The sequence below is a fragment of the Streptomyces sp. NPDC048106 genome (genome assembly GCF_040706415.1).
Lineage (GTDB): Bacteria > Actinomycetota > Actinomycetes > Streptomycetales > Streptomycetaceae > Streptomyces.
On the sequence record NZ_JBEZND010000027.1, the window covers coordinates 92,723 to 117,687 of the forward strand.

At 71.8% G+C, this 24,965-nt stretch carries 19 protein-coding genes and 3 tRNA genes; 12 read left to right on the plus strand and 10 right to left on the minus strand.

What is annotated here, in order from left to right:
* The first annotated feature begins 112 nt into the window (after positions 1-112).
* The 3 genes from AB0927_RS25690 to AB0927_RS25700 are packed head-to-tail and all read left to right on the plus strand — an operon-like array spanning position 113 to position 3,094.
* On the plus strand, positions 113-1,369 hold the full coding sequence (locus tag AB0927_RS25690; RefSeq protein WP_366670060.1) for a sugar ABC transporter substrate-binding protein: 1,257 nt from the start codon (positions 113-115) through the stop codon (positions 1,367-1,369).
* Positions 1,366-2,268, plus strand: coding sequence for a sugar ABC transporter permease (locus AB0927_RS25695; protein ID WP_366670061.1), 903 nt, complete (start codon positions 1,366-1,368; stop codon positions 2,266-2,268). Before AB0927_RS25690 ends, AB0927_RS25695 begins: the two co-directional genes overlap by 4 nt.
* Positions 2,261-3,094, plus strand: a complete 834-nt coding sequence (locus AB0927_RS25700; RefSeq protein ID WP_366670062.1) for a carbohydrate ABC transporter permease — start codon at positions 2,261-2,263, stop codon at positions 3,092-3,094. Before AB0927_RS25695 ends, AB0927_RS25700 begins: the two co-directional genes overlap by 8 nt.
* Before the next feature lie 13 nt (positions 3,095-3,107).
* Here AB0927_RS25700 and AB0927_RS25705 read toward each other — a convergent pair whose 3' ends face one another.
* The 5 genes from AB0927_RS25705 to AB0927_RS25725 form a co-directional block, all read right to left on the minus strand.
* The gene (locus tag AB0927_RS25705; protein WP_366670063.1) at positions 3,108-3,785 is read right to left on the minus strand and encodes a class F sortase; all 678 of its coding nucleotides are present in this window, start codon (positions 3,783-3,785) and stop codon (positions 3,108-3,110) included.
* 159 nt (positions 3,786-3,944) lie between these two features.
* Positions 3,945-4,493 (minus strand): hypothetical protein, encoded by a 549-nt coding sequence (locus AB0927_RS25710; protein WP_366670064.1) that lies wholly within the window; start codon positions 4,491-4,493, stop codon positions 3,945-3,947.
* Positions 4,494-4,793: 300 nt separating this feature from the next.
* Positions 4,794-6,443 carry a M4 family metallopeptidase gene (locus tag AB0927_RS25715; protein WP_366670065.1) on the minus strand — a complete coding sequence of 550 codons (1,650 nt, stop codon included), beginning with the start codon at positions 6,441-6,443 and terminating at the stop codon, positions 4,794-4,796.
* A gap of 117 nt (positions 6,444-6,560) precedes the next feature.
* Positions 6,561-8,054, minus strand: a complete 1,494-nt coding sequence (locus tag AB0927_RS25720; protein ID WP_366670066.1) for a membrane-associated oxidoreductase — start codon at positions 8,052-8,054, stop codon at positions 6,561-6,563.
* Positions 8,055-8,056: 2 nt separating this feature from the next.
* Positions 8,057-8,758, minus strand: coding sequence for an ElyC/SanA/YdcF family protein (locus tag AB0927_RS25725; RefSeq protein WP_366670067.1), 702 nt, complete (start codon positions 8,756-8,758; stop codon positions 8,057-8,059).
* A gap of 182 nt (positions 8,759-8,940) precedes the next feature.
* Between AB0927_RS25725 and AB0927_RS25730 the strand changes: the two genes are divergently transcribed.
* The 4 genes from AB0927_RS25730 to AB0927_RS25745 all read left to right on the plus strand — a co-directional run bounded on the left by AB0927_RS25730 (position 8,941) and on the right by AB0927_RS25745 (position 14,767).
* On the plus strand, positions 8,941-10,215 hold the full coding sequence (locus AB0927_RS25730; RefSeq protein WP_366670068.1) for a deoxyguanosinetriphosphate triphosphohydrolase: 1,275 nt from the start codon (positions 8,941-8,943) through the stop codon (positions 10,213-10,215).
* A gap of 105 nt (positions 10,216-10,320) precedes the next feature.
* Positions 10,321-11,586 carry an FAD-dependent oxidoreductase gene (locus AB0927_RS25735; protein WP_366670069.1) on the plus strand — a complete coding sequence of 422 codons (1,266 nt, stop codon included), beginning with the start codon at positions 10,321-10,323 and terminating at the stop codon, positions 11,584-11,586.
* A 47-nt stretch (positions 11,587-11,633) separates the two neighbouring features.
* The gene (gene dnaG / locus AB0927_RS25740; protein WP_366670070.1) at positions 11,634-13,541 is read left to right on the plus strand and encodes a DNA primase; all 1,908 of its coding nucleotides are present in this window, start codon (positions 11,634-11,636) and stop codon (positions 13,539-13,541) included.
* Between the two features lie 86 nt (positions 13,542-13,627).
* Positions 13,628-14,767 (plus strand): RNA polymerase sigma factor, encoded by a 1,140-nt coding sequence (locus tag AB0927_RS25745; RefSeq protein WP_366670071.1) that lies wholly within the window; start codon positions 13,628-13,630, stop codon positions 14,765-14,767.
* Between the two features lie 35 nt (positions 14,768-14,802).
* Here the strand turns inward: AB0927_RS25745 and AB0927_RS25750 are convergent, their stop codons facing one another.
* The 4 genes from AB0927_RS25750 to AB0927_RS25765 all read right to left on the minus strand — a co-directional run bounded on the left by AB0927_RS25750 (position 14,803) and on the right by AB0927_RS25765 (position 20,417).
* Complete coding sequence (locus tag AB0927_RS25750) at positions 14,803-16,731, minus strand: ABC transporter ATP-binding protein (protein ID WP_366670072.1); 1,929 nt, start codon at positions 16,729-16,731, stop codon at positions 14,803-14,805.
* Positions 16,731-18,464 (minus strand): ABC transporter ATP-binding protein, encoded by a 1,734-nt coding sequence (locus AB0927_RS25755; RefSeq protein WP_366670073.1) that lies wholly within the window; start codon positions 18,462-18,464, stop codon positions 16,731-16,733. The genes AB0927_RS25750 and AB0927_RS25755 overlap by 1 nt, the downstream gene beginning before the upstream one ends.
* A gap of 178 nt (positions 18,465-18,642) precedes the next feature.
* The gene (locus AB0927_RS25760) at positions 18,643-20,094 is read right to left on the minus strand and encodes an FGGY family carbohydrate kinase (protein WP_366670074.1); all 1,452 of its coding nucleotides are present in this window, start codon (positions 20,092-20,094) and stop codon (positions 18,643-18,645) included.
* A gap of 29 nt (positions 20,095-20,123) precedes the next feature.
* Positions 20,124-20,417 (minus strand): YtxH domain-containing protein, encoded by a 294-nt coding sequence (locus AB0927_RS25765; RefSeq protein ID WP_366670075.1) that lies wholly within the window; start codon positions 20,415-20,417, stop codon positions 20,124-20,126.
* Positions 20,418-20,576: 159 nt separating this feature from the next.
* Here AB0927_RS25765 and AB0927_RS25770 point away from each other — a divergent pair.
* The 4 genes from AB0927_RS25770 to AB0927_RS25785 all read left to right on the plus strand — a co-directional run bounded on the left by AB0927_RS25770 (position 20,577) and on the right by AB0927_RS25785 (position 22,635).
* Positions 20,577-20,649: transfer RNA gene (locus tag AB0927_RS25770), tRNA-Asn, on the plus strand.
* Between the two features lie 6 nt (positions 20,650-20,655).
* A tRNA-Asn gene (locus AB0927_RS25775) sits at positions 20,656-20,728 on the plus strand.
* Between the two features lie 176 nt (positions 20,729-20,904).
* A tRNA-Ile gene (locus AB0927_RS25780) sits at positions 20,905-20,981 on the plus strand.
* Between the two features lie 400 nt (positions 20,982-21,381).
* On the plus strand, positions 21,382-22,635 hold the full coding sequence (locus AB0927_RS25785) for a PP2C family protein-serine/threonine phosphatase (RefSeq protein WP_366670076.1): 1,254 nt from the start codon (positions 21,382-21,384) through the stop codon (positions 22,633-22,635).
* A gap of 426 nt (positions 22,636-23,061) precedes the next feature.
* On the opposite strand, the gene AB0927_RS25790 is transcribed toward AB0927_RS25785, so the two are convergent.
* A complete protein-coding gene (locus AB0927_RS25790) occupies positions 23,062-23,739 on the minus strand; it encodes an ANTAR domain-containing protein (protein ID WP_366670077.1) in 678 nt (225 codons plus the stop codon).
* A 169-nt stretch (positions 23,740-23,908) separates the two neighbouring features.
* Here AB0927_RS25790 and AB0927_RS25795 point away from each other — a divergent pair, with 169 nt between their 5' ends.
* Complete coding sequence (locus AB0927_RS25795) at positions 23,909-24,838, plus strand: sensor histidine kinase (protein ID WP_366670078.1); 930 nt, start codon at positions 23,909-23,911, stop codon at positions 24,836-24,838.
* Positions 24,839-24,965 lie beyond the last annotated feature (127 nt).

Consider the following 24,965-nt stretch of genomic DNA (forward strand, 5'->3'; position numbering starts at 1 on the left):
GTGTCACGCGCTGTCCGCTTGCAGTGACACACCGCCGCAACACCCCTTTCGTAATCGGCGCGCATGGTTGATCGTTGAGCTGTGCGTTGAGGACCGACGTCAGGGGCAGGACATGACGATCAGCCGTAGGGCACTGCTGGGCGCGGGGGCCGGGCTCGGTGTGGGGGTGGTGGGGGCCTGTGGGTCCAACACCGGGCGTGGTGGCGGGGGTTCGGGTGGGGTGCGGCTCGCGCAGTGGTATCACCAGTACGGGGAGACCGGGACCGAGCAGGCCGTTGAGCGTTATGCCGCCGCGTACGAGAAGGCGCGCGTCGACGTGCAGTGGCGGCCCGGGAACTACGATCAGCAGACGGCCGCGGCGCTGCTCACCGATTCCGGGCCGGACGTCTTCGAGGTCAACGGGCCCTCGCTCGACCAGATCCAGGGCGGGCAGGTCGAGGATCTGACCGCGTTGCTCGACGGGGTCGAGGACGACTTCAATCCGGCGGTGCTGGCGCCGAAGACGTATCAGGGGAAGGTCTACGGAATTCCGCAGACCATCGACATGCAGATGCTCTATTACCGCAAGAGCATGCTGCGGGGCGCGGGGCTGCGGGCGCCCGAGACGCTTGATGAACTCGTGGATGCCGCGAAGGAGTTGACCGGGAAGAAGGTCAAAGGGCTGTTTCTCGGGAATGACGGGGGTGCCGGGGTTCTCGGGGGGACGCCCCTGTACGCGGCGGGGCTCCGGCTGGTCACGGAGGACGGAAAGGTCGGGTTCGACGATCCGGCGGCGGCCCGGACGCTGGGAAAGTTACGGCAGTTGTACACGGACAAGTCGCTGCTCCTCGGCGCCCCCGCCGACTGGTCGGACCCGTCGGCCTTCCTTCAGGGGCTCACCGCGATGCAGTGGTCCGGGCTGTGGGCGTTGCCGCAGGTGAAGAAGGAACTCGGCGACGATTTCGGGGTGTTGCCGTTCCCGAGGGACGGGAGCGCGGGGAAGCCGGCCGTTCCCGTCGGGGCGTACGGCGCCGCCGTCAGCGCGCGGAGCAAGCACAAGGAGGCGGCCAAGGAATACGTGAAGTGGCTCTGGGTCGAACGGACCGATTACCAGGAGGACTTCGCGCTCGGGTACGGGTTCCATATTCCGGCGCGGATCTCGCTCGCGAAGAAGGCCGGCGCGTTGAAGTCGGACGCCGCCGCCGACGCCGTCCGGTTCGCCACCGAGTACGGGTACGCCCAGCCGCTGCTGTGGACCCCGGCCGCCCAGACCGCCTACCAGGACGCGCTGAGCCGGATCATCAAGGACGGGGCGAGTCCGGAGAACGAACTGCGGGACGTCGTACGGAAGGTGTCGGCCGAACTCGACCGCGTGCGGCACACGTCGTGAGGCGGCGCAGGGCCCTCTGGTTCTGGGTCTTCGTCGGGCCCTTCGCGGCCGGGCTCGCGCTGTTCACGTACGTCCCGCTGCTGTGGAGCGTGGGGCTGAGCTTCTTCGACGCGCACAACACCGTCACGCCCACGGACTTCGTCGGCCTGGACAACTACACGGCGATGCTGCGGGACGACGCGTTCACCGGGAGCCTGTGGACCTTCCTCGTCTTCACCGCCTTCATCGTGCCCGTCACCTTCGCCCTCTCCCTGGCCCTCGCGCTGATGGTCAACCGGGCGCGGCGGGCCCGCGCGTTCTTCCGATCGGTCTTCTTCCTGCCGGCCGCGTGCAGTTACGTCGTGGCCGCCCTGATCTGGAAGATGTCCCTCTTCAACGGGGTGCGCTTCGGGCTCGCCAACACCGTCCTCGGCTGGTTCGGCGCCGACCCCGTGGCCTGGCTGTCGACCACCGATCCGCCCTGGTACTGGCTGGTCATCGTGACCGTACGGCTGTGGCTCCAGGCCGGGTTCTACATGATCCTCTTCCTCGCCGGGCTCCAGCGCATCGACCCGGTGCTCTACGAGGCCGCCGCCGTGGACGGCGCCCGGCCCGGCTGGACCGTGCTGCGGCACATCACCCTGCCCCAACTGCGCGCCACCTCGGTCGCGGTGGTGCTGTTGCTCGTCATCAACGCATTCCAGGCCTTCGACGAGTTCTACAACCTGCTGTCGGACGCGCGGGGTTATCCGCCGTACGCCCGTCCGCCGCTCGTCTACCTCTACTACACCGCCCTCGGCCAGGGGCAGAACCTGGGACTCGGCAGCGCGGGCGCGGTGATCCTCGCGCTGGTCATCGCGATCGTCACGGTGGGGCAGGCGCGCTGGCTGCGCCTGGGAAGGAGCGAGGCCGGTGGATGACGCGCTGGTGAGGGCCGGCCGGGCGCTGCGGGCCGTGGTGCTCGTCGTGCTCGCGCTGCTCTTCCTCATCCCCTTCTACCTGCTGGTCCGCAACGGGCTGTCCAGCGAGCGGGACATCACCTCGCCCGAGTGGACCTTCTTCCCGGGCGAGGTGCGGTGGGGGAACGTACGGGAGCTGTTCGAGGACCCCTCCGTACCGTTCGCCCGGTCGCTGCTCAACTCCGCCCTGATCGCGGCCGCCACCACCCTCGGCACCCTCCTGCTCGCCTCCCTGGCGGGGTACGGCCTCGCCCGCATCCCCTACCGGCACGCGAACAAGGTGTTCTACGGCATCCTCGGCACCCTCCTGGTCCCGGCCGCCGTCACCTTCGTACCGAGCTTCGTGCTGGTGTCGTCCCTCGGCTGGGTCTCCACGCTGCGCGGGCTGATCGTCCCGACCCTGTTCCCGGCGTTCGCCTGCTTCGTCTTCCGGCAGTACTTCCTCGGCTTCCCGAGGGAGTTGGAGGACGCGGCCCAGGTCGACGGGCTCGGCCACTGGCGGACGTACTGGCTGGTGGTCGTCCCCAACGCGCGGCCGGTGTTCGCGGCGGTCGGCACCATCGTGTTCCTCGGCGCCTGGAACTCCTTCCTGTGGCCGCTGGTGATCGGGCAGGACCAGAACGCCTGGACGGTGCAGGTGGCGCTGTCCTCCTTCACCACCGCCCAGGTCGTGCGCCTGCACGAACTGTTCGTCGCGGCCGCCGTCTCGGTCCTGCCGCTGCTGGTGGTGTTCCTGTGTTTCCAGCGGTGGATCGTGGCCGGGGTGGAGCGGTCGGGGATCGACTGAGACCGGGGGCGGCTCAGCGGCTGCCGGTCAGATGGGCGAAGACGACCACGTTGCCCTGGTAGCCGGTGGTCTTCGAGTAGCCGCCGCCGCAGGTGATCACGCGCAACTCCGGGCGGCGGGCGGCGCCGTAGACCTTCTGGTCGGGAAAGTTGTTCGCGGCGTAGACCTCGACGGCGTCCACGGTGAACTCGGCCACCGTGCCGTCCCGGCGGTCCACCTCGATCCGGGCGCCCCGCCTGAGCGCGCCCAGGTCGTAGAAGACGGCCGGGCCCTCCGTGTTGTCCACGTGCCCGGCGACGATCGCGGTGCCTCTCTCGCCGGGCATGGTCCCGGCCTCGTACCAGCCCGCCAGGTTCTTGTCCCGCGCGGGCGGCACGTCCAGGCTGCCGGAGGGGGTGAGGGCGAGACCTGTCAGCGGGGCGTTCACGCGGATGGCCGGGATGCGGATGCGCAGCGGCGGGGACGGCGGCAGGGAGGGCGCGGTGAGGCGCTCCTCGCCGGGGTCGGGGCGGCCCTCGGCGGCCGTCGGCTGCGGCGGTGTGTGCGACTGGCCGCCCAGCAGCCAGACCCCGCAGGCGAGGGCCACGACGGTGACCGCGGCTATCGCGGTGTCCCCCAGCCGGCTCCCGCGCCGGCGGGTGCCGCGGGCGCCACGGACGCGGCTCCCGGTCGTACGGCGTGTGCCGCGCATGCGGACCCCTCTCCCGGGGGCGGGCCCCCGAACTGGACCTGGGGCGGTCCTGCCGGTGGTGGCGGACCCGGACCCCCTCCCCCTCCGGGCCGCGAGGGGCATCGGACCCGGAGGGGGCGGGACTTGCGGTACCGGCGGACGGACAGCGGAGGGTGTCCGTCAGATCCCGTCGCCTCTCGCCCGGCGATGCAGGAGCCAGGTACCGCCCGCGGCGGCGACGGCCAGCGCCGCCACGCCCGCCGCGGTCTGCACGGGGTCGGGACCGAGCGCGCCGCCGACCCCCGTCTTCACGCTTCCGCGCGGCTGCACCTGCTCGTGTGCCGCGCCGAGGGCCACCACCAGGTCGCCCGTCACCTGTCTGCTGCCCTCCGCGCACTTCGCGACGATCTCGTACGTCCCCGGCTGCGCGCTCGGCGGCACCTGGAACTGGCCGATCGCCTCGCCCTGGTGCGTGGTGGGCGCCAGGGTGAAGACGCCGGCGCCGACCGCGCCCGCGTCCCCGGTCGCGCCGGACCTGTCCCCGCACGCGGCGGTGTTCACCGTGACCTGGCCGCCGGGCACCGCGGTGGAGGGGTACACCTCCAGGCTGCCGCTGGGGGCGCGGAAGGGCCGCGCGGCCGCGGCGCCGCCGTACGCGGGCGCGGCGGCGAGCGCCGCCGTGGCCACGGCGAGCGCGGTACCGGTCAGCAGACGGGCGGTGCCTCGCATGGTGCTCCCCAGAGCTTGTCCGACTGGTGTGTCCCCTGCCCTTCCGAGGTAAAGGGCTCGCGGCGCGATCCGCTTGCCGGGAGATCGTCCCGACTGCGGTGAACGGGTGGCGGGCCCGGCGGCCATACGGCTGAGCCGTGGGGGAATCCGGGCAGGTCAGGGGTGGGATGCCGGGGAGCGCGAGAAGAAAGTACGAAGAGCACACGAATGGAGCGACGGGGGCCGTTGAACGGGTGACGGGGCGTCACCCGGGCCCGGGGGAGCGGGCGAGCGCGCCCCCGGTCCCGGGCCGTGACCGGTTCAGTTCACGTTGACCGCGCTCCATGCCGCCGCCACCGCGTTGTACTCCGTGCTGCCCGCGCCGTAGAGGTCCTTGGCCGCGTTGAGGGTGGCCGTCCGGGCGCCCGCGTAGTTGGTGGAGGAGGTCATGTAGACCGTCAGCGCCCGGTACCAGATCCGGCCCACCTTGTCGTGGCCGATGCCGGTGACCGTGGCGCCGTTGTACGTGGGCGAGTCGTAGCTGACGCCGTTGACGGTCCTGGCGCCGCTGCCCTCGGCGAGGAGGTAGGCGAAGTGGTTCGCGACGCCGGAGGAGTAGTGGACGTCCAGGCCGCCGACCGAACTGCTCCAGTAGTCCGCCGAGTTGCCGTCCCTGGACGGCCGGTCCATGTAGCGCAGGGCGGTCCCCCCGAAGCCGGGGCGGACGATCTCCTCGCCGATGAGGTAGTCGCCGGGGTCCGAGGGGTTGTTCGCATACCACTCGACCATCGTGCCGAGGATGTCGGAGGTGGCCTCGTTCAGGCCGCCGGACTCGCCCGAGTAGGCCAGGCCGGCCGTCTTGGAGGTGACGCCGTGCGACATCTCGTGCCCGGCGACGTCCAGCGCGACGAGCGGCCCGAAGGTGGTCCCGTCACCGTCGCCGTACGTCATGCAGAAGCAACTGTCGTCCCAGAAGGCGTTGTTGTAGTTGTTGCCGTAGTGGACGCGGTTGTACGAGCCCTTGCCGTCGCCGGCGATGCCGTTGCGGCCGTGGACGTTCTTGTAGTAGTCCCAGGTCTCGTCGGTGCCGTACTGGGCGTCGACCGCGGCCGAGGAGCGGTCGGCGGTGGTGCCCGTGCCCCAGTGGTTGTCGGCGTCCGTGAACACGGTCGAGGGCGCCCGGCCGATGCAGATGCCGAAGATGCACAGGTCGGTCTTGTTCGCGGCGTCCCCGGTGTAGGTGTTGCCCCGGGTCGGGTCCTTGAGCTGGTACGACGATCCGGACAGGGTCGTCTCCAGCGGCACCGTGCCGCTGTACAGCGACCGGCCGTCGCCGGTGGCGGTCTCGATGCTGTCCCAGGCGTCGATCCGGGCACCGGTGCGGGCGTCGGTCAGCACGGTGCGCGCGACCGGGTTGCCGAGCGAGTCGAGGCCGACGGCGTCGGTGCGCCAGGCCAGCCGGGGGGTGCCGTGCAGCGCGTCAACGACCAGCTGCGGCTTGGCCTGTACCTGCCGCAGCCGGTCCCCGTGACGGGCCGCGCGCAACGCGTCCGCCGCGAGGCCGGCGGCGCGGGGGGCGGACACCCGCGGGGTGGTCGAGGGCAGCGCGATCGGGGCGTGGCCGGCCCGGTCGGCGCCCCGGTAGCCGCCGTCGGGGCCGAGGTGGACGACGAAGTCGCCGCCCATCACGGGGAGTCGGTGGTAGGTGCGGTCGTAGCGGACGTGCTGGGTGCCGTCCTTGTCCACGATCACGTCCCGCACGCTCGTGGCCTGCGCGGAGTCGAGCCCCAGGCTCGACGCGTGCGCCACGAGCGCCGACGCGGCGTGCCGCACGGCGGCGTCCCGCGTGGGCGTGGGCGCGGCCTGGGCGGCGGGGGAGAGGGTGACGGCCAGCAGGGTCGCACTGGTGACGGCGACACCGGCGGTGGCGAGACGACGGGATCCTCGGACGTGCTGCCGTATTCGGCTCATCGGTCTCCTCGGAAGGGCGTCGGACTGGCGTGGGATGACGCTGGACGCTCCTGAGATTTAAGGGGGCATGACAAGCTCTGTCCATAGGGAGTTCACAGGAAGCGCCCTGACCGGGGCTCACTGCCGGTTCAGGGAACGGGTGATGCCCGCCGCGATCGTCGTGGCCAGCACCCAGCCCAGCGCGATCAGCAGGTACGACAGCCACTGGTAGCCGCCGCGCGGCGCGTACGCCGGTTCCTGGCCGAAGTCGATGATGGGCAGCAGCAGATCGAGGGTGTAGAAGAGCGGGTTGAAGGTGGGGGCCTCGGACGGCTTGAGGGCGGGCGGGTGGTGCAGGGCGAAGGCGAGGCTGCCCGTGCACAGCAGGAGCAGCAGCCAGAGCGCGGCGCGCATGGGGCGGAAGCCGTAGCCGACGGCCGCGTCCTGGAGGTGGCCCCACAGGCGGGCGTACGCCGGCAGGGTGCGGCGGTGGCGGCGGAGCTTGGCCAGTTGGACGGTGCGGGCGGCGGCCTCGTCGCCTACCGTGCGGTAGGCGGTGGTCAACTGCTCGTAGGGGTGCGGGAGATAGCCCTCCTGCTCGCGTTCCAGGAGGGGCAGGCGCTGTGCCGCGGGCAGGTGCGGGGCCAGGACGCGGTAGGACAGACCGTCGAGCTGGACCCGGCCGGGCCACACCTCCGGCGGCACGTGCAGCAGGTCGAGCTGGGCGCGGCGCAGGTTGACGGAGCCCTCGACCGGCGCGGCCTCGCGCAGCCACAGCTCGCCGATGACGCCGCTGCTGACGCGCAGGGCCTGCCCGCCCGGGTTGGACAACCGGGCGTGGGCGAGGTTGAGCTGGCGGGGGATGCGGGCGCCGCCCAGGTTGACCCGGCCCCGCGCGCGCAGCCGCATCGCGTGCAGATCGGTGCCGACCGCCAGGACCTCGGCGTGCAGCGCGGTGCCGCCGGGGGCGTCGAGCACCGCGTCGTTGAGGTTCACCTGACCGCCGACGACGGCCCCGTTCAGCCGCACCTCGCCGTGCGCGACCAGCCCCGCCGCCCACACGTCGGTGGCCACCTCGGCGTGGTTGAGCTGGAGCACGGGCTCCGCCGGTTCCTCCCCGGGCGTCCCGAGCAGCGCCCCGTTGGCGAAGAACGCCCCGGACAGCCTGGCCCCCTGGAGCCGTACCGGGCCCGTGACGCGGCAGCACGTGATCCGCACGACCCCCTCGGCGCGCAGCGCCCCGGCCGTCAGTCCCGGCAGCACCGAGTCGCTGAGGGCGAGCGCGACGATCCGCGCCCCGTACAGGTCGGGCGCCTGCTCGAAGTGGCAGCCGCGCAGCCGGACGGCGCAGGCGACGGTGCCGTACTTCAGGTCGAGCCGCCCGGTGATGCGCGCGCCCGCCACCTTCAGACCGGGCGTACGGCCCTCCCGCACCGGCCCGGCCAGCAGCAACTCCCGCAGCACCTCGGCCCGTACGGTGCGTTCCGGCCCCCAGTCGGCGCCCCGCGCGGGATCGTCGTCGTCCCCCTCCCGGAAGTCGACCCCCTCGCCGAGCGGAAAGGCGTCCCATACCCGCCGCTCGGCGGGCGTCAGATCGGTGATCCCCCCGGCGGTCCCATCGGTGATCCCCATGCTCAGCCGTTCCCGCGCCGAGCCGGACTCCCCGTCCCCGCGAGCGCCTTCGCGAGCCCCTGGTCCCGGGGCCCCAGGAAGGTCGGGGCCGGGTGGAAGACCGTGTCCAGCAGCGCCTTGCCCGCCGCGAACACCTCGCGCGTGCCGCCGTAGTACCAGGTGGCGTCGTGCGGCTCGTCGACCCCGACGCCGTACGAGTCGACGCCCGCCGCCTCGCACAGCGCGACCGCCCGCCGGATGTGGAAGCCCTGGCTGACCAGGACGGCGCGGTCCACGCCGAAGATCTTCTTCGCCCGGACGCAGGAGTCCCAGGTGTCGAACCCGGCGTAGTCGCGCACGATCTTCTGGCCCGGCACACCGTGCCGGGTGAGGTAGGCGCGCATGGCGTCCGGCTCGTCGTAGTCCTTGCGGCTGTTGTCGCCGGTGACCAGGACGGCCCTGATCCGGCCGTCGCGGTACAGCTTCGCCGTCGCGTCCAGGCGGTGCGCGAGGTAGGGCGACGGCTCCCCGTTCCACAGCCCGGCCCCGAACACCACCGCGACCGGCGCGGGCGGCGCGTCCGCGACCGTGCGCAGCCGGTCCGCCGTGGACGTGAACAGCCAGGCCGCGGGCAGCAGCGCCAGCACGCAGACGGCCACCACGGCCCGCACCAGCCGCCGCTGCCCGGCGCGGGTGCGCGGCAGCCGCGGTCGACGGATCCTCATACAGCCCCCTCGGTACGGAACCCGGTGCCGGTCCCGACCAAGGAGGACGCCGGCGGCGGCGATCCGGTTCGCCTCGGTGTGCGATTCGGCCGCCCGCCGGATGCGGCCTGATCCCCGCCCCGCCGTACGACCGGGCCGCCCGGCACCCCCCGTTCGCCGCCACCTGCGCCTACTGTCGAATCATGGAAGGCAGCGCACCCCCCGGCCCCTACGGTCCCGCCGCCCTGGCGCGCTGGGCGCCCGAGCCCGACAAACGCCCCGGCCGCACCGCCTTCCAGCGCGACCGCGCCCGCATCCTGCACTCCGCCGCGCTGCGCCGCCTCGCGGGCAAGACGCAGGTCGTCGCGCCGGGCAGCCACAGCCAGGTCTGGGACGCCAGCCCCCGCACCCGGCTCACCCACTCCCTGGAGTGCGCCCAGGTCGGCCGGGAACTGGGCGCCGCCCTCGGCTGCGACCCGGACCTCGTCGAGGCGGCCTGCCTCTCCCACGACCTGGGCCACCCGCCCTTCGGCCACAACGGCGAACAGGCGCTGAACGCCTTCGCGGACGACTGCGGCGGCTTCGAGGGCAACGCCCAGTCCCTGCGGCTCCTCACCCGCATCGAGCCCAAACGGTTCACCGAGCAGGGCTCCGTCGGCCTCAACCTCACCCGCGCCGTCCTCGACGCCGCCACCAAGTACCCCTGGCCGCGCGGCGCCCACCCCACCGACCCCGCGTCGGGGAAGTTCGGGGTGTACGCGGACGACCGCCCGGTGTTCGACTGGGTCAGGGCGTCGGCCCCCGGCACCCGCACCTGTTTCGAGGCCCAGGTCATGGACTGGTCGGACGACGTGGCCTACTCGGTGCACGACGTCGAGGACGGTCTGCACGCTGGCCACATCGACCCCGACTGCCTGTACGCGGAGCCCGAACGGCGGGCCGTGTTCGAGGTCGCCATCGGCCGCTACGTCCCCGCGGACACCGATCCGGCCGAACTCGCCGAGGCCCTCGACCGGCTCCAGGACGAGGAGTGGTGGCCGCACGGCTACGACGGCACCGCGGTCGCCCAGGCCCGCCTGAAGGACGCCACCAGTCAGCTCATCGGACGGTTCTGCCTGGCGGCCGAGGGCGCCACCCGCGCCGGGTACGGCGGCGGCCGGCTCACCCGCTACGACGCGCGGCTGGTCGTACCCCGCGCCACCCGGATGGAGTGCGCGGTGCTCAAGGCGGTCGCCGACCGGTACGTGATGCAGCGCGCCGAGCAGGAACGGCTGCGCGCCGACCAGCGGGTGATCGTGGCGGAACTGGCCGAGGCGCTCACCGCCCGCGCGCCGGACGGCCTGGATCCGCAGTTTCGGGCGCTGTTCGACGGGGCATCGGACGACCACGCGCGCAAGCGGGTGATCGTCGACCAGATCGCATCCCTCACCGACGCCTCCGCGCTCTCGCTGCACGCGAGACTGACCGGGCATATGTGAGAGGAACGTGACACCGGGTGGCCTGATCGGGTCACCCCCCCTTCCCGCCGCACGCCGGGTGGGGGACGCTCCCCTGTGGCAGCACCCTTACGAGGAGGCAGACAAGTGGTCGACGCGGATCAGACATTCGTCATCGTCGGAGGCGGCCTCGCCGGCGCGAAGGCGGCGGAGACGCTCCGCGCGGAAGGCTTCACCGGCAGGGCGATACTGATCTGCGACGAACGCGACCACCCCTACGAGCGGCCGCCGCTGTCCAAGGGCTTCCTGCTCGGCAAGGCGGAGCGCGACAGCGTCTTCGTGCACGAGCCCGCCTGGTACGCGCAGAACGACATCGAGCTGCACCTCGGCCAGAGCGTCGACCGAATCGACCGTACGGCCAAGACCGTGCGCTACGGCGACGACGGCACCCTCGTGCGCTACGACAAGCTGCTGCTGTGCACCGGCGCCGAGCCGCGCCGCCTGGACATCCCCGGCACCGACCTCGCGGGCGTCCACCATCTGCGCCGGCTCGCCCACGCCGAGCGGCTCAAGGGCGTGCTGGCCTCCCTCGGCCGGGACAACGGGCACCTCGTGATCGCCGGCGCCGGCTGGATCGGGCTGGAGATCGCCGCGGCGGCGCGCGAGTACGGCGCGGAGGTCACCGTGATCGAGCCGGAGCCGACGCCGCTGCACGGCGCCCTCGGCCCCGAGCTGGGCAATGTCTTCGCCCAGCTGCACAGCGAGCGCGGGGTGCGTTTCCACTTCGGGCGGCGGCTCACCGAGATCATCGGCCAGGACGGCATGGTCCTCGCCGTGCGCACCGACGACGGCGAGGAGCACCCGGCGCACGACGTCCTCGCGGCGATCGGCGCGGTGCCGCGGGTGGCGCTCGCCGAGGCGGCGGGACTGGAGATCGCCGACCGGGCCCACGGCGGCGGGATCGTGGTGGACGAGCGGCTGCGCACGTCCGACCCCGACATCTACGCCGCCGGTGACGTCGCCGCCTTCCCGCTGGAGCTGTTCGGCACCCGGATCCGGGTCGAGCACTGGGCCAACGCGCTCAACGGCGGACCGGCCGCGGCGCGCTCGATGCTCGGACAGGACGCCGTCTACGACCGGGTGCCGTACTTCTTCACCGACCAGTACGACCTGGGGATGGAGTACAGCGGGTGGGCGCCGCCGGGCTCCTACGACCAGGTGGTCATCCGGGGTGACATGGGCAGGCGGGAGTTCATCGCGTTCTGGGCGCGCGAGGGCAGGGTGCTCGCGGGCATGAACGTGAATGTGTGGAACGTCACGGAGCAGGTGCAGCGGCTCATCCGGTCCCGGGCCCAGGTGGACACGGACGCCCTCGCCGACCCCCACGTGCCCCTCGACCGCCTCGTCCCCTGAACACCGCGAACCCCGGGGCTGTCCCTCCGCCACCGTAGAATTCACTCGTGGCAGGACGGATCAACGACGAGGACGTGAAGGCGGTACGGGACGCGGTCCCGATTGACGCCGTGGTCTCCGAGTACCTCCAGCTGCGCAACGCGGGCGGCGGCAACCTCAAGGGGCTGTGCCCGTTCCATGACGAGAAGTCGCCGTCCTTCCAGGTCAGCCCCGGCAAGGGTCTCTTCCACTGCTTCGGCTGCCAGGAGGGCGGCGACACCATCACCTTCGTGATGAAGGTGGACCACCTCTCCTTCTCGGAGGCGGTGGAGCGGCTCGCCGCCCAGGCCGGGATCACGCTGCGGTACGAGGAGGGCGGGTACAACCCGGCCCACCAGCGCGGCGAACGCATCCGGCTGGTCGAGGCGCACAAGATCGCCGCGCAGTGGTACGCCGAGCAGCTCGCGGCGAGCCCCGAGGCGGAGACCGGCCGGGTCTTCCTCGCCGAGCGCGGCTTCGACCAGGCCGCCGCGGAGCACTTCGGCGTCGGCTACAGCCCCCAGGGCTGGGACCACCTCACCCGCTACCTGCGCGGCAAGGGCTTCAGCGACAAGGAACTGGTCCTCTCCGGGCTGTCCCAGGACGGCCGGCGCGGCCCCATCGACCGCTTCCGGGGCCGCCTGATGTGGCCGATCCGGGACATCGGCGGCGAGGTCGTCGGCTTCGGCGCCCGCAAGCTGTACGAGTCGGACAACGGCCCCAAGTACCTCAACACCCCCGACACGGCGATCTACAAGAAGTCGCAGGTCCTCTACGGCATCGACCTGGCGAAGAAGGAGATCGCGAAGTCCAGCAGGGCGGTGGTGGTCGAGGGGTACACCGACGTCATGGCCTGCCATCTCGCCGGGGTGCGCACGGCCATCGCGACGTGCGGTACGGCCTTCGGCGGCGAGCACATCAAGATCCTGCGCCGGCTGCTGATGGACAACGGATCGGCCCGGGTGATCTTCACCTTCGACGGCGACGCGGCGGGGCAGAAGGCCGCGCTGCGGGCGTTCGAGGACGACCAGAAGTTCGCCGCCGAGACGTACATCGCCATCGCGCCGGACGGCATGGACCCGTGCGAGCTGCGGCTCGCCAAGGGCGACGAGGCGGTGGCCGAACTGGCCGAACCCCGCACCCCGCTCTTCGAGTTCGCGCTGCGCCAAGTGGTGAGCCGGTACGACCTGGACACCTCGGGGGGCCGCGCCGCCGCCCTGGACGAGGCCGCGCCGATCGTGGCCCGCATCAAGAACAGCGGCGCGCAGCACGAGGTCGCGGTCGAGCTGGCAGGTCTGCTCGGCATCCTGGACACGCAGTTCGTGGTGCGACGGGTGGCCCAGCTCGCCCGCTGGGCGCGGGACCGGGGCGGCCGGGGCCCCCAGCAGGACCGCCCGCGCGGCGCGGAACAGCACTGGGCGGCCGCCCCGCGCACCGCCACCTCGGGCCCGGCCCTCACCCTGCGCAACCCGGTGTACGCCGCCGAGCGCGAACTCCTCAAACTCGCCCTCCAGCGCCCCGAGTTGGTCTCACCGGCCTTCGACGCGTACGGGGTGGACGAGTTCACCGCGCCCCCGTATGCCGCCGTACGGCAGACCATCGCGGAGGCGGGCGGCGCGGAGTACGGCGCGTCCGACCCGCAGGAGTACCTGGTCCGCGTCCGCGAGGCCGCACCGGACGACACCGCGCGCGCCATGGTCACCGAACTCGCCGTCGAACCGATCCTGCGCCGCACCGTCGACGAGACCTACGCCGGCACCGTCCTGGTCCAGATCCGCCGCCGCGCCGTCGAGCGCCGCATCCGCGACATCGAATTCCAGATGACCCGCCTCTCCAGCGGCGGCGACCCCTCCCAACTGGCCGCCGTCCAGAACGAGATGTGGATACTCCAGCAGTACGACCAGTCCCTGCGGGAGCGGGGCGCGGAGGCCCTGTAGGGCGCTCCAGGACCCCCGACGGGGTGCCGTCAGCAACGGGTCACCAACCGGACGCAAAAAGTCACCGCACACCCCTCGTGGCGGCGATGTGTCGTACCCCACACTGTTGGGGGTGCCGAGTCCGTGGAGTGCAGGTCGCCGGACCTCCCGCTCCAGTGGCGAACATCCTGGAGGTCGCCCTCGTGCAGACCCAGACCCTCACCCCTACCGCGCACAGCACCGGTGGCGTCGTGGACGAGCCGGACGCGGAGCCGGACGTTCTGGTGGCCGTGCCACCGCAGGGCCGCGCACCCCTGCATCCGGAGAGCGGCGGCGGGCCCACCGCCGATCTGTTCCGGCAGTACCTGCGCGAGATCGGCCGTATCCCGCTGCTCACCGCCGCCGAGGAGGTCGAACTCGCCCGCCGGGTCGAGGCCGGGCTGTTCGCGGAGGAGAAGCTGAGCAACACCCCTGATCTGGACAGCCGGTTGGCCCAGGACCTGGATCGGCTGGTGGTCATGGGAAGGGTGGCCAAGCGAAGGCTGATCGAGGCCAACCTGCGGCTCGTCGTGTCCGTCGCCAAGCGGTTCGTGGGGCGCGGGCTGACCATGCTCGACCTGGTGCAGGAGGGCAACCTCGGCCTGATCCGCGCCGTGGAGAAGTTCGACTACGCCCGCGGCTACAAGTTCTCCACCTACGCCACCTGGTGGATCCGCCAGGCCATGTCCCGCGCCCTCGCCGACCAGGCCCGCACCATCCGTGTCCCGGTGCACGTCGTGGAGCTGATCAACCGCGTCGTACGCGTGCAGCGCCGCATGCTCCAGGAGCGGGGGTACGAGCCGACGCCCGAGGAGGTCGCCGCCCATCTCGACCTGCCGCCCGAGCGGGTCGGCGAGGTGCTGCGGCTCGCCCAGGAACCCGTCTCGCTGCACGCCCCCGTCGGCGAGGAGGACGACGTGGCGCTCGGCGACCTCATCGAGGACGGCGACGCCGCGAGCCCCATGGAGTCCGCCGCGTTCCTCCTGCTCAAGCAGCACCTGGACGCGGTGCTGTCCACGCTGGGCGAGCGCGAACGCAAGGTCGTGCAACTGCGCTACGGGCTCCTCGACGGCCGCCCCCGCACCCTGGAGGAGATCGGCCGCCTCTTCGGCGTCACCCGCGAACGGATACGCCAGATCGAGTCCAAGACCCTGAACAAGCTCAGGGACCACGCGTACGCGGACCAGCTCAGGGGCTACCTGGACTGACGGTGGGGGCCACCCCTCGGCGGCCCCCACCTCTTCTAGTCCAGCTCCGCCACCGCCTGCGCGAACTGCGCCTTGTACAGCCGGGCGTACGCCCCGTCCGCCGCCAGCAGCTCGGCGTGCGCGCCCTGTTCGACGATGGAGCCGTTCTCCATGACGAGGATCGTGTCCGCGTCCCGGATGGTCGACAACCGGTGCGCGATCACGAACGACGTGCGGCCGGCGGCGAGTTTGGCCATGCCCTTCTGGATCAGCACCTCGGTCCGGGTGTCCACGGAACTCGTCGCCTCGTCCAGCACCAGGATCACCGGGTCGGACAGGAACGCCCGCGCGATGGTGATGAGCTGCTTCTCACCGGCGCTCACCCCCGTGCCCTCGTCGTCGATCACGGTGTCGTACCCCTCGGGCAGCGTCCGGATGAACCGGTCGGCGTGCGCGGCCCGCGCGGCCTCCTCGACCTCGCTCCGGGTCACCTCACGCGAGGCGCCGTACGCGATGTTCTCCGCGATGGTGCCGCCGAAGAGCCAGGTGTCCTGGAGCACCATGCCGATCCCGGACCGCAGTTCGTCCCGGCTCATCTTCCGCACGTCCACCCCGTCCAGGGTGATCCGCCCGCCGGACACGTCGTAGAACCGCATGAGCAGGTTGACCAGCGTGGTCTTGCCCGCGCCCGTGGGGCCGACGATGGCGACCGTGTGGCCGGGCTCCACCGTGAGCGAGAGGTCCTCGATCAGCGGCTTCTCCGGGTCGTACCGGAAGGACACGTGCTCCAGTTGCACGCGCCCGCGCAGCTCCGCCGGCCGCTCGCCCGGCACCGGGTCCGCCTCCTGCTCCTCGGCGTCCAGGAGCTCGAAGACCCGCTCGGCCGAGGCCACACCGGACTGCACCAGGTTCGCCATGGAGGCCACCTGGGTCAGCGGCATGGAGAACTGCCGCGAGTACTGGATGAACGCCTGCACATCACCGATGGACAGCGCGCCCGAGGCGACCCGCAGCCCGCCGACCACCGCCACCAGCACGTAGTTCAGGTTCGACACGAACATCATCAGCGGCTGCATCACACCGCTGTTGAACTGCGCCTTGAACGCGGCCTCGTACAGCGCCTCGTTCTGCTCGGCGAACTGCTTCGCCGACTCCTCCTGCCGCCCGAACACCTTCACCAGCGTGTGCCCGGTGTACATCTCCTCCACGTGGGCGTTGAGCTTGCCGGTGGAGCGCCACTGCTGCACGAAGTGCGGCTGCGAGCGCTTGCCGACCCGCGTGGCGACGACGAAGGACAGCGGCACCGTGACCAGCGCGACCAGCGCGAGGATCCAGGAGACGTAGAACATCATCGCCAGCACGCCGATGATGGTCAGCACCGAGTTGATCAGCTGGCCCATCGACTGCTGGAGCGTCTGCCCGATGTTGTCGATGTCGTTCGTGGCTCGGGACAGCACCTCGCCGCGCTGGCGCTTGTCGAAGTACGACAGCGGCAGCCGGGACAGCTTCGCCTGCACGGACTCGCGCATCCGGTACATCGTGCGGTTCACCGACCGGTTGACCAGCCGCGTCGCCACGGCCATCAGCGCCCCGGCGATCAGGAAGGTGACGAGCGCGAGCAGCAGCACGTCGCCGACCGCGCCGAAGTCGATGCCCTTGCCCGGGGTGAAGTCGGTGCTCTGGAGCATGTCCGCGATGGCGCCCTTGCCGTGGGCGCGCATCCCGTCCAGCACCTGCTCCTTGGTGGCCCCGGCGGGCATCTGCCGGCCGATGATGCCGGAGAAGACCAGGTCGGTGGCCCGGCCGAGGATCTTCGGGCCGACCACGCTGAGCGCCACGCTGGCGACCACGCACACCAGCAGGACGTACACGGTGACCCGTTCGGGCTTGAACTGGGTGAGCAGCCGCTTGCCCGACCCCTTGAAGTCCATCGACCGCTGGTCGGGGCCGCCCTTGACCATCATGCGTCCCATGGGCCCGGCCATCAGGCGGCCTCCGCTTCCGTGAGCTGGGAGAGCACGATCTCCCGATAGGTGTCGTTGTCCGCCATCAGCTCCTCGTGCCGGCCCGAGCCGACCACCCGGCCCTCGTCGAGCACGATGATCCGGTCCGCGTCCCGGATCGTCGCCACCCGCTGGGCGACGATGACGACGGTCGCCTCGGCGGTCTCCTGGGCCAGCGCGCCGCGCAGGGCCGCGTCGGTGGCGTAGTCGAGCGCGGAGAAGGAGTCGTCGAAGAGGTAGATCTCCGGGCGCTGCACGAGCGTGCGCGCGATGGCGAGGCGTTGGCGCTGACCGCCCGACACGTTGGTGCCGCCCTGGGCGATCGGCGCGTTCAGACCGCCCTCCAGCCGGGTCACGAACTCCTTGGCCTGCGCCACCTCCAGCGCGTGCCACAACTCCTCGTCGGTGGCGTCCGGGTTGCCGTAGCGCAGGTTCGTGGCGACGGTGCCCGCGAAGAGGTACGGCTTCTGCGGCACGAGTCCGACCGTCCGTGCCAGCAGCGCCGGGTCGACCTCGCGGACGTCCACGCCGTTCACCAGGACCTCGCCCTCGGTGGCGTCGAACAGCCGCGGGACCAGCCCCAGCAGGGTCGACTTGCCGCTGCCGGTGGAGCCGATCACGGCCGTGGTCTCACCGGGCCGCGCCTCCAGCCGTACGGAGTGCAGCACCGGCTCCTCGGCGCCCGGGTAGCGGAAGCCGGCCGCGCGGATCTCCAGATGCCCGTGCCGGCGCAGCTCGGTGACGGGCGCGAGCGGCGGCAGCACGCTGGAGCCGGTGTCCAGGACCTCCTGGACGCGCTCGGCGCACACCTCCGCGCGCGGCACCATCATGAACATGAAGGTGGCCATCATCACGGACATGACGATCTGCATCAGATAGGCGAGGAAGGCGGTCAGGTCGCCGATCTGCATGCCGCCGCTGTCGATGCGGTGCGCGCCGAACCACACCACGGCGATGGACGACACGTTCACCACGGTCATCACCATCGGGAACATCAGCGACAGCAGCCGTCCGGTGGCCAGCTGCATCTCGGTCAGCTCGCCGTTGACCCGGCCGAAGCGGGTCTGCTCGTACTCGTCGCGGACGAAGGCGCGGATCACCCGGTTGCCGGTGATCTGCTCGCGCAGCACCCGGTTCACCTTGTCCAGGCGGGTCTGCATGGTGCGGAACAGCGGCCGCAGCCGGCGCACGATCAGCGTCACGCAGACGGCCAGCACCGGGACGACCGCGACCAGCACCCCGGACAGCGGCACGTCCAGGCCGAGCGCGAGCACGATGCCGCCGACGCACATGATGGGCGCCGACACCATCAGTGTGAACGTCATCAGGACCAGCATCTGGATCTGCTGGACGTCGTTCGTCGTACGGGTGATGAGCGAGGGCGCGCCGAAGTGGTTCACCTCACGGGCGGAGAAGGACTGCACCCGGTCGAACACGGCGGCGCGCATGTCCCGGCCCAGCGCGGAGGCGGTGCGGGCGCCCAGGTAGACGGCACCGATGTTGCACACGACCTGCGTGAGCGAGATGCCGATCATCAGGGCGCCGAAGGACAGGATGTAGCCCGTGTCACCCTTCACGACACCGTTGTCGATGATGTGGGCGTTCAGGGTGGGCAGGTACAGGGTGGCGCAGGTCTGCAGGAACTGCAGCAGGACCTGCAGGGTGATGGGTTTCTTGTAGGGCCTGAGATAGGTCCGTAGAAGTCGTATGAGCACGCTACGTCTCTCGGAGTCGGCGACAGGGGCTGGTCGGTGTGCCCTTGGCCCCTATCGTCCGACACTCCACCCGCGTTACCTCAACTGATTAACCCGATGGCGGATTTGTGTAGGGCTTTACGGGTGCTGACTGTTGTTGAGCGGTTTGAGCCGGTTTGCACGCCTGATGGCGCGTGGCTCAGTGGAACGCGCCCGGATGGGTCTGCTCCCGCACCGCCGTGAACTGCTGCCGTACCGCCTGCCCGACGGCCAGCTCCTCGCCCGGCTCCAGCACCTGCGCCGCCGCGCCCTGCCAGGCCGGCGGAGTGTGCGGGTCCAGCGCGCCTTGCGAGACACCCAGCGCCCAGGCCGCCTGCCGGGCCGCGCCGATCGCCGTGTAGTCCGCGGGCTGCGGCACGACGACCTGCGTGCCGAACAGCGCGGGCGCCGCGGCCTGTACGGCGGGCAGCTCGGCGGCCGGGCCGAGCAGGAAGATCCGCCGTACCTCCACGCCCCGCCCGCGCAGCACGTCCAGCGCGTCGGCGAGCCCGCACAGCATGCCCTCGAACGCGGCCCGTGCCAGGTGCTCCGGCTTCATCGACTCGCGCCGCAGCCCGGCGAGGGTGCCCGCGGCGTGCGGCAGGTTCGGCGTGCGCTCGCCCTCCAGGTAGGGGAGCAGGACGAGGCCGTGCGCGCCCGGCGTGGACTTCATCGCCAGCTCGGACAGGCTCTGCAGGTCGGACAGCCCGAGGAGTTCGGCGGTGCCGCGCAGGGTGCGCACGGCGTTCAGGGTGGTCACGACCGGCAGGTGCATGCCGGTGGCGTCGGCGAGCGAGGTGATCATCCCGGACTGGTCGGCCAGCGCCTGGGGGTGTACGGCCATCACCGAGCCGGAGGCGCCGAGGGAGACCACCGCGTCCCCGAGCCCGATCCCGAGCCCGAACGCGGCCGCCATGGTCTCGCCGGTCCCGGCCGAGATCAGCAGCCCCTCCGGGGTCGTGCCGGCCGCCTCGGACGGGCCGATCACCTCCGGCAGCATCACCTGGTGGCCCAGCGCCAGCTCGACGAGGTCGGAGCGGTAGCCGCCGGTGGCCGCGGACCAGTAGCCGGTGCCGGAGGCCCCGCCGCGGTCGGTGGTACGCCGCGGCGGGCGCCCGAGCAACTGCCACACCAGCCAGTCGTGGGCCTGGAGCAGGGCGGCGGTGCGCTGGGCGTTCTCGGGCTCGGTCCTGGCGAGCCAGCGCAGCTTGGTGACGGGCTGCGCGGCCCCCGGCACACAGCCGACGGCCTGCGCCCAGGCCTCCCGTGAACCGAGGGCGTCCACGAGGTCGGCGGCGGCGACCTGCGCGCGCCGGTCCCCGCCGACGAGGGCCGGGCGCACGGTGTTGCCCTGGGCGTCCAGGGGGATCAGCGCGTGCTGCTGGGCGGACACGCCGATGGCCTGGACGCCTTCCAGCAGACCCCCGCCGGCGGCCTCCCCGAGGGAGAGGAGCCAGGCCTGCGGGTCGACGTCACTGGACTTCCCACCGCCTTCGAGGGGGTCGACCGGATGGGCGGCGTACCCCTGCCTGAGTACGGCACCGGTGTCTGTGTCGCAGACCACGATGCGGGTGAAATCAGGTGAGCTGTCCAAACCGGCGACTATCCCCATGCGGAGGATTTTGCCGCATGTCCGGGGTGCTACGTGTTGCTGGTGCCCCAGTCGTCGCCCGACGAGCGGTCCCGCAGGGAACGCACCCGCTGGGCCACGGACGAGGGCACGTGGTCGCCCACCTTGTCCGTGACCGAGTGGATGGCCTTGCCGGCGTACGTACGGCCCTGCTGGGCCGCGCTTTCGGCGGTGTTGCGGACGGCGGGGTTCTGGGCGAACTGCCGAGCGGACTTCTTCAGCTGCTCGTAGCGCTCGCGTCCGGCCCGTGTGCCGAGTACGTAACCGAGGGCCAGTCCGGCGATGAACGTGAGCCGGTAGCGCATGGCTGCCACCCTTCCCGTGCGTAGGTCTCTGGTGCGACGCAGGTTTCGCGGAGTACCGATTGGCGGAGCACCCCCCTGCTTGCGCTAATGTATGTGTCGCAGCGAGCGACCGCCCCCCGGCGAATACCCAGGGAGGCACGTTCGATGCGATCGAGGCGATCCTCCGTAGCTCAATTGGCAGAGCAGCCGGCTGTTAACCGGCAGGTTACTGGTTCGAGTCCAGTCGGGGGAGCTTCGGTCCTCCGTAGCTCAATTGGCAGAGCAGCCGGCTGTTAACCGGCAGGTTACTGGTTCGAGTCCAGTCGGGGGAGCACGCTGAACGAGGGCCCCTCAGGGGTCCTTTTTCATGTCCGCCGGAACCGTCACGCCTGCACCGATGTCCTCAAGGTCATGAGCAGAGCGGAAGCCGACCATCCGAAGCAGGAGATCGTATGAGCGGCTATGCTGCGGCAGACGGCGCGCACACTTGTACGCGACACACCGCTATGGGGCGGTAGCTCAGCCGGTTAGAGCAGCGGACTCATAATCCGTCGGCCGTGGGTTCGAGTCCCACCCGCCCCACCAGTCGCCGCAGGTGCAGATACGTTCTCACTTGCGGTGCAGTCGTAAGTTCCGCCACGCCAGGGTGTCACCCGCATGCCTCGCTCGCGCGGCCCCAGCACCATCGGCGGGCTTGTCCGTGCCCGGTGTGGTCGCCCGCCCGGACGCGAGCCTGGATCACGGGCGTTGCGCAACCTCGGGCGGCTCGACGGCTACCGCCCGAGCTGATGCCGCGGCGACCCCCGATTCAGGGGGACCACCGCCCGTCGCGGGCAGCGGCCGGCCGGTCTGCGTCCGACACCGTGAGGCGTGGCGGGACGCCTCCGTCTCCCGCGGTTGTCCGCACCGAATGCGGCCCCGGTACCGCCGTGTTTCGCTGGACGCACACGATCACGCACGTCCCTGTACACGAGGAGTGCCGACGTTGTTCCGCCGTGCCGAGGTCCAGGCATTCGACCCGCGTCTTCCGCCGGCGCTGTACCGGAGGACGTCACCGGTCAAGGGCGTCCTCATCTGGCGCGGGCACAGCGTGGGCTGGACCGTTCCCCTGCTGGCGCTGGCGGCGGCCGTCCTCCTCGAACTGGGGACCGGCCCCGAGACCCGTCTGCTCTACTGGTTCGTCCTGGTGCCCTGGCTGTCCGTCCGGCTCTGCGGCCTGTGGGGCACGCTCGTGTTCGTCGTCCTGAGCGTGGTCTGCGCCGGGGTCCTGTACTCCATGGGGCTGAAGCCCTATGCCAACCATCCTCCGGTCTACGCGCTGCTGGTCGTGAGCGGGCTGATGGCTCTGGCCATCGCCTGGATCCTGATCCGACGCGACGAGTCCCTGCTGCGGGTCCGGGACATCGCCGAGACCACGCGCCGCACCGTGCTGCGTCCGCTGCCCTCCGGGCTCGGTGGCCTCGACCATTGCGCGATCTACCTGCCCGCCGTCCACGAGGCCCTGATCGGCGGCGACTTCTACGACATCCAGCCCAGTCCCTGGGGCGTCCGCGTGCTGATCGGAGACGTCCAGGGCAAAGGGCTCGACGCGGTCGAGGTCGCGAGTGTCCTGCTCGGTACATTCCGCGAGGCCGGCTACCACGAGGAGTCGCTCCAGACGATCGCCTCACGTATGGAGGTCCGGCTGTGCAGACAGACCGCCGAAAGCGCCGCGATGGGTGTGGAGGAGAACCGGGACCGTTTCGCCACCGCCGTGATCCTCGCCTTTCCCGCGGACGAACCGCAGATCCTGGAGATGGTCAACCTCGGTCACGACCCTCCCCTGCTGGTGGGGCCCGATGGCACGGTCCGCGCTCTGCCCGGTGAACACGGGCTCCCCCTGGGGATGAGCGAGATCGCCACGTTGCCGGCCCCGTTGGTCCGCACCCGGATCGCCCCGGGCACGACCGTGCTGCTCACCACGGACGGGGTCACCGAGGTGCGCGACCGCTCGGGCGCGTTCTACCCCCTGCGGGCGGAGGTGGAGAGGGCTGTCGCCGCCGACCCGGGCCTGAGCGACCCGGGGGCTCTCGCCGGAATGGTCCGCAGGAGCGTGCTCCGGCACGGCAGGGGCCGGCTCACGGACGACACCACGATCCTCACGGTCCGCAGGCGGCCCTCGGGCGAACAGAAGGAAGGCGGCACGGCCCGGCCCGGGTGTACCCGTGAGCCGGACACCGGGCGAACGGAGCCTGGCTGACCCGGTGTTCGAGAACGGATCTCCAAAGGCCGGCACTCGGCCGCACCACCGAGTCCCGATCCGACAACCGGTCAGACAGCACCAAGGATCGTGACGCGCAGACCACTTGGCGTCCTCTTCGCGGAGGCGGCCACACGGCGGTCCGCCGGATCCCGGGCCGCCGATCCGACGGTGCCGCTCAGGGAGTTCCTTTGGGCCGCGCGGATCACCTCCGCGGCGCCGAGCCGGGGCATCTGCCTGCGGGCCGGGGGCTTGAAGTCGCGTCCGGATGGGCACGGACCCCCTACCGATGTCGGCAGCAGGAGGCGTCATGGACCGTCGGATCCGGGTACGTGTCAGCCGGCGGCCCACCGTGCCGCGGGAGCAGGATATCGATCGCAGGACGCCGTCGGGGCGCGTGCTGCCGTACTGAGTCCGGCGCGCCCCTCAGCCGACGTGATGGGCGGCGGCCGCGCGCAGGGCGCGGCGCAGGGCTTCCGGCGGGGGCGGGCCGCCGGCGGTCGCGCTCGCGGTGACGGCGGCGGCGATGCGGCGCAGTTTGGTGTTGGTGTGCTGCGAGGTCTCGCGCAGGATCTGCCAGGCCTGGTCGGGGGTGCACCCGTGGGCGGCCATCAGGACGCCGCGGGCCTGGTCGATGACGGGGCGGGAGTCCAGCGCGTGCCGGAGCTGCGCTATCTCCATGCGCAGCAGGTCCAGTTGTTCGGCGCGTTCCCGGGCGACCGCGGAGGCGGTGCGCACGACGGGTTCGACGGCCCGCGCGGTGTGCAGCGGGTCCGTGGTGTCCAGTCCCGTCAGTTCCAGGACGCGGCGCGGCTGTCCTCGCCAGCCGCGTGTGGTGAGCCGTATGCCGCGGTGCCGGCCGTACTCGGCCAGCAGGTCCAGGCAGGCGAGCCCCGTCGTGTCCAGGAAGGACAGCCCGGCCATGTCCAGCTCGATCGCGGTGATCTCCGGCGGCAGGGCGGCCAGGGCGTCGCCGAGGGTGTCCGTCGCGCCGTGGACCAGCTCGCCGCGGGCCGTCAGGAAGGCGTGGTGGCCCTCCGTACGGGCGTCGATCACCAGGGCGTCCAGTCGTACGATGTGGGCTGCGAGTCCCGCTGAGGTCATGTCTCCCCTCCCGCTCGGTCCATGGGCACCACGCCGGACGCCTGCCCTGCGTCGTCGTGCCTACACCCGCTGTGGTCGAGTGGGCGACCCCACCTGGGCGAGCCGCATGGTTTCCGCGGCCGAGGGCAGGCGCGGGCGTGGTCCAGGCTGCCGGGAAGCGAGGTGTCTCATGAGCGGCGAGCCCTTCGTGCATCCCGCGCTCTTCTACGGCGACCAGCGCGCGTACCTCGCCGGCACCGTCCCCTTCGTACGGGCCGCGCTCAAGACCGGTGAGCCGGTCGCCGTCGCCGTGCCCGGCGAGAAGCTGGAGCTGATCCGGGACGCGCTGGGCGCCGAGGGGGAGGGGGTGCGGTTCCTCGACATGCGGGAGGCGGGGCGCAACCCCGGCCGGATCATCCCCGGTGTGCTGCGCGCCTTCGCGGACGCCCAGCCGCCCGGCCGGCGCACCCGGATCATCGGCGAGCCCGTCTGGGCGGGGCGCGGCCCGGCCGAGTACCCCGCCTGTGTGCAGCACGAGGCGCTGATCAACGCGGCGTTCCGGGGCCGGGAGGTCACCATCCTGTGCCCCTACGACACCGCCGCGCTGGACGCGCGGGCGCTGGCCGACGCGTGGGCCACTCATCCCGTCGTCATCGAGGGCGCCGAGGAGCGGCCCAGCGCGGCCTACGACCCGGAGGGCGTCGTGTCCCGCTACAACGCGCCGCTGCCGCCCGCCCCGGCCGCCGGGCCCGGTGTGCTGCGCGTCGCGTTCGACGAGGACCGCCTTTCCGCCGTCCGGCATCTGGCCGCGGACCACGGCGCGGGGCTCGGGCTCACCGGCGAGGCGCTGGAGAACCTGACCCTGATCACCGCCGAGCTGACCACCAACAGCGTGGTGCACGGCGGCGGCCGGGGCACGCTGAGCGTGTGGGCCGAGGGCGGCCAGGTGCTGTGCGAGGTGCGCGACGGGGGCCGGCTCACCGATCCGCTGGCCGGACGCCGCCCCGCCGTCGCGGGTCGGCGCGGGGGCCGCGGGCTGCTGCTGGTCAACCTGGTGGCCGACCTGGTGCGCACCCACACCGGACCGGACGGCACGACCATCCGCTGCCACCTCGGCTGACCGCTGCCACCTCGGCAGACGGGCTGCCTAGCTGTTCTGTCCGGGGAGGTTGTGGACGGGTGAGCCAGGTCTCGGCTGAGGGATCTTGAACGGGTGAGGGCCCTTCCGGTTCGGTGTGGATTGCGAC

Bases quoted from the DNA above. Each gene is read 5' to 3' on its own strand.
- AB0927_RS25795 (WP_366670078.1), top strand. From the start codon at position 23,909: ATGAGCGGCGAGCCCTTCGTGCATCCCGCGCTCTTCTACGGCGACCAG.
- AB0927_RS25765 (WP_366670075.1), bottom strand. From the start codon at position 20,417: ATGCGCTACCGGCTCACGTTCATCGCCGGACTGGCCCTCGGTTACGTA.
- AB0927_RS25705 (WP_366670063.1), bottom strand. From the start codon at position 3,785: ATGCGCGGCACACGCCGTACGACCGGGAGCCGCGTCCGTGGCGCCCGC.
- AB0927_RS25790 (WP_366670077.1), bottom strand. From the start codon at position 23,739: ATGACCTCAGCGGGACTCGCAGCCCACATCGTACGACTGGACGCCCTG.
- AB0927_RS25725 (WP_366670067.1), bottom strand. From the start codon at position 8,758: ATGAGGATCCGTCGACCGCGGCTGCCGCGCACCCGCGCCGGGCAGCGG.
- AB0927_RS25690 (WP_366670060.1), top strand. From the start codon at position 113: ATGACGATCAGCCGTAGGGCACTGCTGGGCGCGGGGGCCGGGCTCGGT.
- AB0927_RS25715 (WP_366670065.1), bottom strand. From the start codon at position 6,443: ATGAGCCGAATACGGCAGCACGTCCGAGGATCCCGTCGTCTCGCCACC.
- AB0927_RS25710 (WP_366670064.1), bottom strand. From the start codon at position 4,493: ATGCGAGGCACCGCCCGTCTGCTGACCGGTACCGCGCTCGCCGTGGCC.
- AB0927_RS25750 (WP_366670072.1), bottom strand. From the start codon at position 16,731: ATGGCCGGGCCCATGGGACGCATGATGGTCAAGGGCGGCCCCGACCAG.
- AB0927_RS25730 (WP_366670068.1), top strand. From the start codon at position 8,941: ATGGAAGGCAGCGCACCCCCCGGCCCCTACGGTCCCGCCGCCCTGGCG.
- AB0927_RS25745 (WP_366670071.1), top strand. From the start codon at position 13,628: ATGTGTCGTACCCCACACTGTTGGGGGTGCCGAGTCCGTGGAGTGCAG.
- AB0927_RS25720 (WP_366670066.1), bottom strand. From the start codon at position 8,054: ATGGGGATCACCGATGGGACCGCCGGGGGGATCACCGATCTGACGCCC.
- AB0927_RS25760 (WP_366670074.1), bottom strand. From the start codon at position 20,094: ATGGGGATAGTCGCCGGTTTGGACAGCTCACCTGATTTCACCCGCATC.